Consider the following 10,729-nt stretch of genomic DNA (forward strand, 5'->3'; position numbering starts at 1 on the left):
GTACGCTCTCTGCGTCGGAACTCAGCGGCCGCGGCCCCGGAGCTTCGAACGCTTGATCAGGCCCTCGTACTGGTGCGCCAGCAGGTGCGACTGGATCTGGGCGACCGTGTCCATCGTGACGCTGACGACGATCAGCAGGCTGGTGCCGCCCATGTAGAACTGCACGTTGTAGAAGCCGATCAGGGCCTCCGGCAGCAGGCAGACGAGCGCGATGTAGGCCGCGCCGATCACCGTCAGGCGGGTCAGCACGAAGTCCAGGTACTCGGCCGTGCGCTTGCCAGGCCGGATGCCCGGCAGGAAGCCGCCGTACTTGCGCAGGTTCTCCGCCGTCTCCTCGGGATTGAACACGATGGAGGTGTAGAAGAAGCAGAAGAAGATGATCAGGGCGCCGTAGAGCACCATGAACAGCGGCCGCCCATGCTGGAGCTGGCCCACCATGCCCGGCATCCACGAAAGCCATTCAGGCAGGTTCGCCGTCGCGGCGAAGCCCATGACCGTCGCCGGCAGCAGGAGCAGCGACGAGGCGAAGATCGGCGGGATCACGCCCGAGGTGTTGATCTTGAGCGGCAGGAACGAGGTGTCGCCGCCGAACATGCGGTTGCCCACCTGGCGCTTCGGGTACTGGACCAGGAGGCGGCGCTGCGAGCGCTCCATGAAGACGATGGCCACGGTGACGCCGACCACCAGGACGGCGATCATCAGCAGCGCGCCGCCGCTCATGGCGCCCGTGCGGGCCATCTCGAAGGCCTGGCCGATATAGCGCGGCAGGACCGCCACGATGCCGGCGAAGATGATCAGGCTGATGCCGTTGCCCACGCCGCGGCTGGTGATCTGCTCGCCCAGCCACATCAGGAACATGGTGCCGCCCGTCAGGGTGACGACCGTCGAGACGATGAAGAAGATCCCGGGGTTCTCGACCAGGCCGGGGCTCTGGGACAGGCCCGCGGCGATGCCGAACGACTGGAACAGCGCCAGCACAACGGTCAGGTAGCGGGTGTACTGGTTGAGCTGCTTGCGGCCGGCCTCGCCGCCTTCCTTCTTCAGCTTCTCCCACGGCGGATACACCGTGCCGAGGAGCTGGACGATGATCGAGGCCGAGATGTACGGCATCACGTTCAGGGCGAAGAGCGCCATGCGCTCCACGGCGCCGCCCGAGAACATGTTGAACATGCCCAGGATGCCCTGGGCCTGGCCCTGGAAGGCCTGCTGCAGGGCGGCCGCGTCGATGCCGGGGATCGGGATGTAGCACCCGGCCCGGTAGACGATCATCGCCCAGAGCGTGAACCAGATGCGCTTGTGAAGCTCCGTCGCCTTCGAGAAGGCGTCGAAGTTCATGTTGGCGGCGAGCTGTTCGGCGGCCGAAGCCATTCAGCAAATCCCCTGACTCGTGACCGGGATCACATAGGACGGGCGGGCCCCGATAGCGAGGCCGCCCGTCACCGGAAGCGGACCTTAGGCTTCCGCCGAGGCGTCCTGGGGAGCTTCCGGCCTGGTCGTGGTCAGCTTGCCGCCGGCCTTCTCGACCGCGGCGCGGGCCGAAGCCGTCGCCGAATAGACCGTCAGGGTGAGCTTGGACTTCAGTTCGCCCTTGCCCAGCAGCTTCACGCCGTCCTTCACGCGGCGGATGACGCCGGCCTTCAGCAGGGCCTCGGCGTCGATGGCGGCCTTGGCGTCGAGCTTGCCGGCGGCGACCGCCTGCTCGATGCGCCACAGGTTCACCTCGGCGAAGTCCTTGCGGTTGCGCGAGTTGAAGCCGCGCTTCGGCATCCGCATGTGCAGCGGCATCTGGCCGCCTTCGAAGCCGGCGATCGACACGCCCGTGCGGGCCTTCTGGCCCTTCACGCCGCGGCCGGCGGTCTTGCCCTTGCCCGAGCCGGGGCCGCGGCCGACGCGCATGCGGTTCTTGGTGGAGCCCTCGCGCGGAGCGAGTTCGTTCAGCTTGGTCATGTGCCTCTCCTTAAGAGATCTGACGCCGGGGAACGGAACCCCGACTCGGCTTGAAAAAACGTCCGGCCCAGAAAGGCCGAAGGGGGCCCGAAGGCCCCCGGGCGGAGGTTAGCCCTCCACCACCTCGATGAGGTGCGCCACCTTGGCGACCATCCCGCGCACGGCGGGCGTGTCCTCAAGGGTCGAGACCCGGCCCACGCGGTTCAGGCCGAGGCCGATAAGCGTGGCGCGCTGGTCCTTGGTCCGGCGGATCGGGCTGCCGGTCTGGCGAACGGTGATCTTGGCCATGTGACTTAACCTTCCGCATCCGCGGCGGGCTGGGCCGCCGAGGCGCCATCGGCGTGGCGGCCGATCACGTCCGAGACCTTCTTGCCGCGCTTGGCCGCGACCTGGCGGGGCGAAGACTGGGCCTTCAGCGCCTCGAAGGTCGCGCGCACCATGTTGTAGGGGTTGGACGAGCCGGTCGACTTGCCCACGACGTCCTGGACGCCAAGGGTTTCGAGCACCGCGCGCATCGGACCGCCGGCGATGACGCCGGTGCCGGGAGGCGCCGCGCGCACCATCACCTTGCCCGCGCCCCAACGGCCGTTGCCGTCGTGATGCAGGGTGCGGCTCTCGCGCAGCGGCACGCGGATCATCGACTTCTTGGCTTCCTCGGTCGCCTTACGGATGGCTTCCGGCACTTCGCGCGCCTTGCCATGACCGAAGCCCACGCGGCCCTTCTGATCGCCGACCACCATCAGGGCGGCGAACGAGAACCGGCGGCCGCCCTTCACGGTGGCCGCGACGCGGTTGATGTGGACCAGCTTCTCGACGAGTTCGCTGTCGCGTTCTTCTTCGCGATTGCGACGGTCGCCGCGCTCTTCGTTCCTGCGAGCCATCGATCGTTCCTTAGAAATTCAGGCCGGCTTCGCGCGCGGCGTCGGCCAGGGCCTTCACCCGGCCATGGTACAGGTAGCCGCCCCGGTCGAAGACGACGTCCTTGACGCCCTTCTCGATCGCGCGCTGGGCCACGAGGGCCCCCACGCGGGCGGCGGCCTCCTTGTCCGCGCCCTTGGCCTTCTTCTCGCCTTCCAGCGAGGAGGCGGCCGCGAGCGTCACGCCGCGTTCATCGTCGATGACCTGGGCGTAGATGTTCTTGGACGAGCGGAAGACCGACAGGCGCGGACGGCCGTTGGCCACCTTCTTGAGGTGGGTGCGGACGCGCTGGGCGCGGCGCTTGGTGGTGTCGCGGGGAGAGAGCGCCATGGCTTACTTCTTCTTGCCTTCCTTGCGCCGGACGTTTTCACCGGCGTAGCGCACGCCCTTGCCCTTGTAGGGCTCCGGCGGACGGATGCGGCGGATCCGGGCGGCGGTTTCGCCGACGAGCTGCTTGTCGATGCCCGAGATCTTGATCTCGGTCTGCTTCGGGGTCGCGAAGCTGATGCCCTGCGGCGGCTTGATGTCGACGTCGTGGCTGAAGCCGAGCTGCATGGAGAGCGCCTGGCCCTTCATCGCCGCACGGTAGCCGACGCCCACCAGCTCGAGGGTCTCCTCGTAGCCCTGGGTGACGCCCACGACCATGTTGTTCACCAGCGTGCGGGACAGGCCCCACATCGCTTGCGCGCGCGTGGTGTCCTGGCGCTTGGCGAGCACGATCTCGGCGCCTTCCTGACGGACCTCGATCTCCTCGGCCACGGTCCAGGCGAGCTGGCCCTTGGGCCCCTTCACCGTCACCGTCTGCCCGTCGATGGTCACCGTCACGCCGCTCGGGACGGCGACCGCCTTCTTACCGATACGAGACATCTTAGTAGACCCGGCAGAGGACTTCGCCGCCAACGTTGGCCTCGCGGGCCGCGTTGTCGGACATGACGCCCTTCGGCGTGGACAGGATCGAGATCCCGAGGCCGTTCTTCACGGGCTTCAGGTCCTTGATCGACGAATAGACGCGGCGGCCCGGCTTGGAGACGCGGCTGATCTCCACGATGACCGGCTGGCCATCGAAGTACTTCAGCTCGATCTCGAATTCCGGGAACGCGCCGGGCTTCTGCACCAGCTGGTAGCCGCGGATGTAGCCCTCCTCGGCCAGCACATCGAGGACGCGCGCGCGCATCTTCGACGCCGGCGTCGAGAGCTTGGACCGGCCGCGCATGGCGGCGTTCTTGATACGGGCGATCAGATCGCCGATGGGGTCGTTGACCATCTTGACCCTCCTACCAGCTCGACTTGACGAGGCCCGGGATCAGCCCGTGCGAACCCAGTTCGCGCAGGGAGACCCGGCTCATCTTCAGCTTGCGGTAATAGGCGCGCGGACGGCCCGTCACCTCACAGCGGTTGCGAATGCGCACTGCGGCGGAGTTCCGCGGCAGTTCGGCCAGCTTCAGGCGGGCCTCGAAGCGTTCCTCGAGGGGAAGGCTCTCGTTATTGGCAATATCCTTCAGCGCCTGGCGCTTGGCGGCGTATTGCTTGACGAGCTTCTTGACCCGGTCGTTGCGGTTGACGGCGCTTTTCTTGGCCATGTGTTCTTTCCTTCCCGCCGCTTATTGCTGAACGAACGGGAACTGGAATTCCCTGAGGAGCTCGCGGGCTTCCTCGTCGGACTTCGCAGTGGTGGCGACGATGATGTCCATGCCCCAGATCTGGTCGATCTGGTCATAGTTGATCTCGGGGAACACGATGTGTTCCTTGAGACCCATGGCGTAGTTGCCCCGGCCGTCGAACGACGTCGGCTTCAGGCCCCGGAAGTCCTTCACCCGCGGCAGCGCGATGGTGATCAGGCGGTCCAGGAACTCGTACATGCGGTCGGCGCGCAGGGTGACCTTGCAGCCCACCGTCATGCCTTCACGCAGCTTGAAGCCGGCGATCGAGCTGCGCGCCTTCGTCGGCACGGGCTTCTGACCGGCGATCTTCGCCAGGTCGGCGATCGCGGACTGGACCTTCTTGGAGTCCGCCACGGCCTCGCCCACCCCCATGTTGATGACGATCTTGTCCAACTTGGGGATCTGCATCTCGTTGGTGTAGCCGAAGCGCTCCTTCAGCCGCGCGCGGATGCGCTCGCGGTATTCGGACTTCAGCCGCGGTTCGTAAGCTTGCTCAGCCATTGATCACCTCGCCGGTCGTCTTGGCGAACCGCACCTTCTTGTCGCCTTCCATGCGGAAGCCGACGCGGGTCGGCTTGCCCTTGGAGTCGACCACGGCGACGTTCGACACGTGGATCGGCGCTTCCTTGTTCTTGATCCCGCCCTGGGGATCGAGCTGCGACGGACGGGTGTGGCGCTGGACCATGTTCAGGCCTTCGACCACCACGCGCTGCTCCTGCGGGAGCACCTTCAGGACGGCGCCCTGACGGCCCTTGTCCTTGCCCGTGAGGACCACGACGCGGTCCCCCTTCTTGATCTTCGCGGCCATCACAGCACCTCAGGCGCGAGCGAAATGATCTTCATGTGGTTCTTGGCGCGCAGTTCGCGGGGAACCGGGCCAAAGATCCGCGTGCCGATCGGCTCGGATTGCTTGTTGACGATGACGGCGGCGTTCTTGTCGAACCGGATGACCGAGCCGTCCTTGCGCTTGATGCCCTGGCTGGTGCGCACGACGATGGCCTGCAGCACATCGCCCTTCTTCACGCGGCCGCGCGGGATCGCCTCCTTCACGGAGACGACGATCTTGTCGCCGACGCCGGCGTAGCGCCGCTTGGCGCCGCCGAGCACCTTGATGCACATGACCCGGCGGGCGCCGGAGTTGTCGGCGACGTCCAGGTTAGTTTGCATCTGGATCATGGATCCGGATCCTTACGCTTGGGCCGCGCCGCCCTTAGGCAGCACTTCCCAGGTTTTCAGCTTCGACTTGGGCGCGCATTCGATGATGCGGGCGACCTCGCCGATCTTGTAAGTGTTGCCCTCGTCGTGGGCGTGGTACTTCTTCGACCGACGGACGGTCTTCTTCAGCACCGGATGCAGGAAGGTCCGCTCGACCTTCACGACGACCGTCTTGTCACCCTTGTCGGAGACGACGACGCCTTCGAGGATTCGCTTCGGCATGTCCTATCGTCTCCTCAGGCTTGGGCCTGCTTGGCGCGCAGGACGGTCTTGATGCGCGCGATGTCCTTGCGCACCTGGCCCACGCGGTGGGTCTTCTCGATCTGGCCGGTCGCCTTCTGGAAGCGCAGGTTGAACTGCTCCTTCTTCAGCGAGACGAGCTGCTCGGCCAGTTGATCGGGCGTCATGCCCCGGACTTCGTCGATCTTCATCACGCGTGCTCCACGGCGGCGTCGATGCGGGTGACGATGCGGGTCTTCACCGGAAGCTTGGCCGCGCCGAGGCGCAGGGCTTCACGGGCGACGTCATCCGGCACGCCGTCGATTTCGAACATGATGCGGCCAGGGTGGACGCGGGCGGCCCAGTACTCGACCGAGCCCTTGCCCGAACCCATCCGGACTTCCGCCGGCTTGCCGGTGACCGGCACGTCGGGGAAAACCCGGATCCACACCCGGCCCTGGCGCTTCATCTGGCGGGTGATCGCGCGGCGGGCCGCTTCGATCTGACGCGCCGTGATGCGCTCGGGCTCCAGCGACTTCAGGCCGTACGAGCCAAAGTTCAGCGTGAACCCGCCCTTGGCCGTGCCGTGGATGCGGCCCTTGAACTGCTTACGATACTTGGTCTTTTTCGGAGACAGCATGGTTCAGGTCCTTAGGCGTTCGCCGACTCGCGGCGCTCGCGCCGGGGGCCACGATCCGGACGGTCGCCGCGCTCACGGCCGCCGCCCTCGCCCGCGGGCCCGCTCTCGCCGGCCAGGCGCTTGTCGAGGGCCATCGGGTCGTGCTCGAGCACTTCGCCCTTGAACACCCACACCTTCACGCCGATCACGCCGTAGGTGGTCTTGGCCTCGGTGAAGCCGTAGTCCACGTCGGCGCGCAGGGTGTGCAGCGGCACGCGGCCTTCGCGGTACCACTCCATGCGGGCGATTTCGGCGCCGCCGAGGCGGCCCGAGACGTTGATCCGGACGCCCTTGGCGCCCAGGCGCATCGCCGACTGCATCGAACGCTTCATGGCGCGGCGGAAGGCCACGCGGCGCTCGAGCTGCTGGGCGATGTTCTCGGCGATCAGCTGGGCGTCGGTCTCGGGCTTGCGGATCTCGACGATGTTCAGGTGAACCTCGCCGTCCGTCATCGCCGCGATGTCCTTGCGCAGCTTCTCGATGTCCGCGCCCTTCTTGCCGATGATCACGCCAGGGCGCGCGGCATAGATGGTGATGCGGCACTTCTTGTGCGGACGCTCGATGATGATCCGCGACACGCCGGCCTGGTACAGGCGCTTCTTCAGCGCGCGGCGGACCTTGATGTCCTCGTGCAGCAGACGGCCGTACTCGGGGCCGTCGGCGAACCAGCGGCTGTCCCAGGTGCGGTTGATGCCGAGACGCAGCCCGACCGGATTGATTTTCTGACCCATCAGGCCGCCTCACCTTGCTCGCGGACCACGATGGTGATCTCGCTGAACGGCTTCTCGACGCGCGTGGCGCGACCGCGGGCGCGGGCGTGGAAGCGCTTCATGACCAGGTTCTTGCCGACGAAGGCCTCGGCGACGACCAGGTTGTCGATGTCGAGGTTGTGGTTGTTCTCGGCGTTCGAGATGGCCGAGTAGAGCGCCTTGCGCACATCGCGGGCGATGCGCTTGGAGCTGAACTCCAGCTCGTTGAGGGCGCGCTGGACCTTGAGGCCGCGGATCGACTGGGCCACCAGGTTGAGCTTGCGCGGGCTGGTGCGGAGGGTCCGCACCTTGGCCATCGCCTCGGTCCCGGCGAGCCGCCGGGCTTTCGCTTGCTTGGCCATCTTACTTCCTCTTGGCCTTCTTGTCGGCGGCGTGGCCGGGGAAGAAGCGGGTGGGCGCGAACTCGCCCAGCTTCATGCCGACCATGTCTTCCGAGATCAGCACCGGCACATGCTTCAGGCCGTTGTGGACGCCGAAGGTCAGGCCCACGAACTGCGGCATGATGGTGGAGCGGCGCGACCAGGTCTTGATCACGTCCTTCCGGCCCGAGGCCTGCGCGGCCTCGGCCTTCTTGAGCAGGTACCCGTCGACGAACGGGCCTTTCCAGACGGAGCGGGTCATCGGTTAGCGAGCCTTCCGAGCGTGGCGCGAGCGGATGATGAACTTGTCCGTCGCCTTGTTCTTGCGGGTCTTGCGGCCCTTCGTGGGTTGGCCCCACGGGGTGACCGGGTGACGGCCGCCCGAGGTGCGGCCTTCACCGCCGCCGTGCGGGTGGTCGATCGGGTTCATGGCGACGCCGCGGACGTGCGGCCTGCGGCCCTTGTGACGCGAGCGGCCGGCCTTGCCGAGGCTCTCGTTCATGTGGTCGGGGTTCGAGACCGCGCCCACCGTGGCCATGCAGCCGTCCTGCACCATGCGCAGCTCGCCCGAGTTCAGGCGGATCTGGGCGTAGCCGGCGTCGCGGCCGACCAGTTGGGCGTAGGCGCCGGCGGCGCGCGCGATCTGCCCGCCCTTCAGCGGCTTCAGCTCGACGTTGTGGATGATCGTGCCGATCGGCATGCCGCGCAGCGGCATGGCGTTGCCCGGCTTCACGTCGGCCTTTTCCGAGGCCACGACCTGGTCGCCAGCCTTCAGGCGCTGCGGGGCCAGGATGTAGGCCAGCTCGCCATCCTCGTACTTCACCAGGGCGATGAAGGCCGAACGGTTCGGGTCGTACTCCAGGCGCTCGACCGTGCCGGGCACGTCGAACTTGCGGCGCTTGAAGTCGATGACGCGGTACAGGCGCTTGGCGCCGCCGCCGCGGAAGCGGACGGCGATGCGGCCGTTGCCGCCGCGGCCGCCCGACTTGGTCAGGCCCTCGACGAGCGACTTTTCCGGGCGACCCTTGTGGAGCTCGGACTTGTCGACCAGGACGAGCTGACGACGGCCCGGCGAGGTCGGATTGAACTGCTTCAGAGCCATCGGATCAGAGCCCCGTGGTGATGTCGATCGACTGGCCTTCGGCCAGGGTCACGATCGCTTTCTTGACGTCGGAACGACGGCCGACGATGCCGCGGAAGCGCTTGGTCTTGCCCTTCACGTTGATCGTGTTGACCTTCGTGACGTTGACCTTGAACAGCGCCTCGACCGCAGCCGCGATCTCGTCCTTCGTCGCATCGCCGGCGACGCGGAAGACGACCTTGTTCTGCTCGGAAAGCAGCGTGGCCTTTTCCGTGATCACGGGCGACAGAATGGTGTCGTAGTGGCGGACGGTGGGCTCGACGGCCATCACGCGGCCTCCTCAGGCTGGAAGCGCGCCTGGATCGCGGCCACCGCGTCCTTCGTCAGGACGAGGGTGCGGCGACGGAGCACGTCGTAGACGTTCAGGCCGGCGTTCGGCAGCACGTCCACGTTCGGGATGTTCCGGGCGGCGAGCTTCAGGTTGGTGTCGACCTCGACGCCGGCGATCACCAGCGCGTTGGTCACGCCGATCTTGCCCAGCTTCTCGCGGAGCGCGGCGGTCTTGGCTTCCGGCAGGGCCGCCGAGTCCAGGACGATCAGCGAACCGTCCTTGGCCTTGGACGACAGCGCGTGCTTCAGGGCCAGCGCCCGGACCTTCTTGGGAAGGTCGAAGGCGTGGCTGCGCACCACGGGCCCGTGGGCCTTGGCGCCGCCGACGAACTGGGCCGCCCGGCGCGAGCCGTGACGGGCGCCGCCGGTGCCCTTCTGCTTGTACATCTTCTTGCCCGTACGAGAGACCTCGTTGCGGACCTGGATCTTGTGCGTGCCGGCGCGGCGCTTGGCGAGCTGCCAGGTGACGCAGCGCTGCAGGATGTCGGCGCGGATCTCTTCGATGCCGAAGATGTCGTCGGGAAGCTCGATCGAGCCGCCCTTCCCGCCGTCGAGCTTGATGACGTCGAGTTTCATTACGCTTGATCCCCAGCTTCGGTCGCCGTGGCCTCTTCGGCCGGGGCTTCAGTCACCGCGGGCTCCTCGGCGGGCGTTTCCGCAGCCGCTTCGACAGGGGTCGGTTGGCCCGCGCCCTTGAACGCGCCCGGCTTCGGCGCTTCGGCCGGCAGCGGGGCCTTCACGGCGTCGCGGATCTTCACGAACGAGCCTTCCGAGCCCGGGACGGCGCCCTTGACCAGGATAAGGCCGCGCTCGGCGTCCACGCGCCAGACGGTGACGTTGAGAGTGGTGACGGTTTCCTGGCCGTAGTGGCCGGCCATCTTCTTGCCCGGGAACGTGCGGCCCGGGTCCTGGCGATTGCCGGTCGAACCGTGCGAGCGGTGCGACACGGACACGCCGTGGGTGGCCCGCAGGCCGCCGAAGTTCCAGCGCTTCATGGCGCCGGCGAAGCCCTTGCCGACCGTGGTGCCGGTGACGTCGATCTTCTGACCCGGCACGAAGTGGTCGGCGGTGATCTCCGCGCCCACGTCGATAAGGTTGTCTTCCGACACCCGGAACTCGGCCAACTTGGCCTTCGGCTCCACCTGGCCCTTGGCGAAGTGGCCGCGCAGACCCTTGGAGGTGTTCTTCGGTTTCTTGGAGCCCGCGCCGAGCTGGAGGGCCACATAGCCGTCCTTGTCCTTGGTGCGGTGGGCGACGACCTGGCAGCCTTCGAGGCTGAGGACGGTCACCGGGACATGGCTGCCCGCCTCATCGAAGAAGCGCGTCATGCCCAGCTTCTTGGCGATCACGCCGGTACGCATCGGACCGATCCCCTTAGAGCTTGATCTCGACGTCCACGCCGGCGGACAGGTCGAGCTTCATCAGCGCGTCCACGGTCTGCGGGGTGGGGTCGACGATGTCGAGCACGCGCTTGTGCGTGCGGATTTCGA

22 protein-coding genes are annotated in these 10,729 nt (G+C 67.1%); all 22 read right to left on the bottom strand.

Annotated elements, in window-relative coordinates; genetic code table 11:
* Nucleotides 1-21: 21 nt before the first annotated feature.
* Nucleotides 22-1,368, bottom strand: coding sequence for a preprotein translocase subunit SecY (gene secY, locus ACK4TT_RS17275; RefSeq protein ID WP_410213503.1), 1,347 nt, complete (start codon nucleotides 1,366-1,368; stop codon nucleotides 22-24).
* Between the two features lie 84 nt (nucleotides 1,369-1,452).
* Nucleotides 1,453-1,947, bottom strand: coding sequence for a 50S ribosomal protein L15 (gene rplO / locus ACK4TT_RS17280; protein ID WP_410213504.1), 495 nt, complete (start codon nucleotides 1,945-1,947; stop codon nucleotides 1,453-1,455).
* Nucleotides 1,948-2,055: 108 nt separating this feature from the next.
* On the bottom strand, nucleotides 2,056-2,235 hold the full coding sequence (gene rpmD, locus ACK4TT_RS17285) for a 50S ribosomal protein L30 (RefSeq protein ID WP_410213505.1): 180 nt from the start codon (nucleotides 2,233-2,235) through the stop codon (nucleotides 2,056-2,058).
* Between the two features lie 5 nt (nucleotides 2,236-2,240).
* Nucleotides 2,241-2,828 (bottom strand): 30S ribosomal protein S5, encoded by a 588-nt coding sequence (gene rpsE / locus ACK4TT_RS17290; RefSeq protein WP_410213506.1) that lies wholly within the window; start codon nucleotides 2,826-2,828, stop codon nucleotides 2,241-2,243.
* A 10-nt stretch (nucleotides 2,829-2,838) separates the two neighbouring features.
* The gene (gene rplR / locus ACK4TT_RS17295) at nucleotides 2,839-3,195 is read right to left on the bottom strand and encodes a 50S ribosomal protein L18 (RefSeq protein ID WP_410213507.1); all 357 of its coding nucleotides are present in this window, start codon (nucleotides 3,193-3,195) and stop codon (nucleotides 2,839-2,841) included.
* 3 nt (nucleotides 3,196-3,198) lie between these two features.
* Entirely contained in the window at nucleotides 3,199-3,732 is a 534-nt protein-coding gene (gene rplF, locus ACK4TT_RS17300; protein WP_410213508.1) for a 50S ribosomal protein L6, read from the bottom strand.
* A gap of 1 nt (nucleotide 3,733) precedes the next feature.
* The gene (gene rpsH, locus ACK4TT_RS17305; RefSeq protein ID WP_410213509.1) at nucleotides 3,734-4,129 is read right to left on the bottom strand and encodes a 30S ribosomal protein S8; all 396 of its coding nucleotides are present in this window, start codon (nucleotides 4,127-4,129) and stop codon (nucleotides 3,734-3,736) included.
* A gap of 10 nt (nucleotides 4,130-4,139) precedes the next feature.
* On the bottom strand, nucleotides 4,140-4,445 hold the full coding sequence (gene rpsN / locus ACK4TT_RS17310; RefSeq protein WP_410213510.1) for a 30S ribosomal protein S14: 306 nt from the start codon (nucleotides 4,443-4,445) through the stop codon (nucleotides 4,140-4,142).
* Between the two features lie 21 nt (nucleotides 4,446-4,466).
* Nucleotides 4,467-5,027 carry a 50S ribosomal protein L5 gene (gene rplE, locus ACK4TT_RS17315; RefSeq protein WP_410213511.1) on the bottom strand — a complete coding sequence of 187 codons (561 nt, stop codon included), beginning with the start codon at nucleotides 5,025-5,027 and terminating at the stop codon, nucleotides 4,467-4,469.
* Nucleotides 5,020-5,334, bottom strand: coding sequence for a 50S ribosomal protein L24 (gene rplX / locus ACK4TT_RS17320; RefSeq protein ID WP_410213512.1), 315 nt, complete (start codon nucleotides 5,332-5,334; stop codon nucleotides 5,020-5,022). Before rplX ends, rplE begins: the two co-directional genes overlap by 8 nt.
* The gene (gene rplN / locus ACK4TT_RS17325) at nucleotides 5,334-5,702 is read right to left on the bottom strand and encodes a 50S ribosomal protein L14 (protein ID WP_012521798.1); all 369 of its coding nucleotides are present in this window, start codon (nucleotides 5,700-5,702) and stop codon (nucleotides 5,334-5,336) included. Before rplN ends, rplX begins: the two co-directional genes overlap by 1 nt.
* Before the next feature lie 12 nt (nucleotides 5,703-5,714).
* Nucleotides 5,715-5,963 (bottom strand): 30S ribosomal protein S17, encoded by a 249-nt coding sequence (gene rpsQ, locus ACK4TT_RS17330; protein ID WP_410213513.1) that lies wholly within the window; start codon nucleotides 5,961-5,963, stop codon nucleotides 5,715-5,717.
* A gap of 14 nt (nucleotides 5,964-5,977) precedes the next feature.
* Nucleotides 5,978-6,172 carry a 50S ribosomal protein L29 gene (gene rpmC / locus ACK4TT_RS17335; protein WP_410213514.1) on the bottom strand — a complete coding sequence of 65 codons (195 nt, stop codon included), beginning with the start codon at nucleotides 6,170-6,172 and terminating at the stop codon, nucleotides 5,978-5,980.
* Nucleotides 6,172-6,600, bottom strand: a complete 429-nt coding sequence (gene rplP, locus ACK4TT_RS17340; RefSeq protein WP_410213515.1) for a 50S ribosomal protein L16 — start codon at nucleotides 6,598-6,600, stop codon at nucleotides 6,172-6,174. Before rplP ends, rpmC begins: the two co-directional genes overlap by 1 nt.
* Nucleotides 6,601-6,611: 11 nt before the next feature.
* The gene (rpsC, locus tag ACK4TT_RS17345; protein WP_410213516.1) at nucleotides 6,612-7,370 is read right to left on the bottom strand and encodes a 30S ribosomal protein S3; all 759 of its coding nucleotides are present in this window, start codon (nucleotides 7,368-7,370) and stop codon (nucleotides 6,612-6,614) included.
* Complete coding sequence (gene rplV, locus ACK4TT_RS17350) at nucleotides 7,370-7,750, bottom strand: 50S ribosomal protein L22 (RefSeq protein ID WP_410213517.1); 381 nt, start codon at nucleotides 7,748-7,750, stop codon at nucleotides 7,370-7,372. Before rplV ends, rpsC begins: the two co-directional genes overlap by 1 nt.
* Nucleotide 7,751: 1 nt before the next feature.
* Entirely contained in the window at nucleotides 7,752-8,030 is a 279-nt protein-coding gene (rpsS, locus tag ACK4TT_RS17355; RefSeq protein ID WP_410213518.1) for a 30S ribosomal protein S19, read from the bottom strand.
* Between the two features lie 3 nt (nucleotides 8,031-8,033).
* Nucleotides 8,034-8,870, bottom strand: coding sequence for a 50S ribosomal protein L2 (gene rplB, locus ACK4TT_RS17360; RefSeq protein ID WP_410213519.1), 837 nt, complete (start codon nucleotides 8,868-8,870; stop codon nucleotides 8,034-8,036).
* Nucleotides 8,871-8,874: 4 nt separating this feature from the next.
* Nucleotides 8,875-9,177: a 50S ribosomal protein L23 gene (locus tag ACK4TT_RS17365; protein WP_410213520.1), complete on the bottom strand. Its 303-nt coding sequence runs from the start codon at nucleotides 9,175-9,177 to the stop codon at nucleotides 8,875-8,877.
* Entirely contained in the window at nucleotides 9,177-9,815 is a 639-nt protein-coding gene (rplD, locus tag ACK4TT_RS17370; RefSeq protein WP_410213521.1) for a 50S ribosomal protein L4, read from the bottom strand. Before rplD ends, ACK4TT_RS17365 begins: the two co-directional genes overlap by 1 nt.
* A complete protein-coding gene (gene rplC / locus ACK4TT_RS17375; RefSeq protein ID WP_410213522.1) occupies nucleotides 9,815-10,600 on the bottom strand; it encodes a 50S ribosomal protein L3 in 786 nt (261 codons plus the stop codon). Before rplC ends, rplD begins: the two co-directional genes overlap by 1 nt.
* A gap of 13 nt (nucleotides 10,601-10,613) precedes the next feature.
* The coding region (locus ACK4TT_RS17380) for a 30S ribosomal protein S10 (RefSeq protein ID WP_329634370.1) at nucleotides 10,614-10,729 on the bottom strand (116 nt) is incomplete at its 5' end.

The organism is Phenylobacterium sp., assembly GCF_046463815.1.
Lineage (GTDB): Bacteria > Pseudomonadota > Alphaproteobacteria > Caulobacterales > Caulobacteraceae > Phenylobacterium.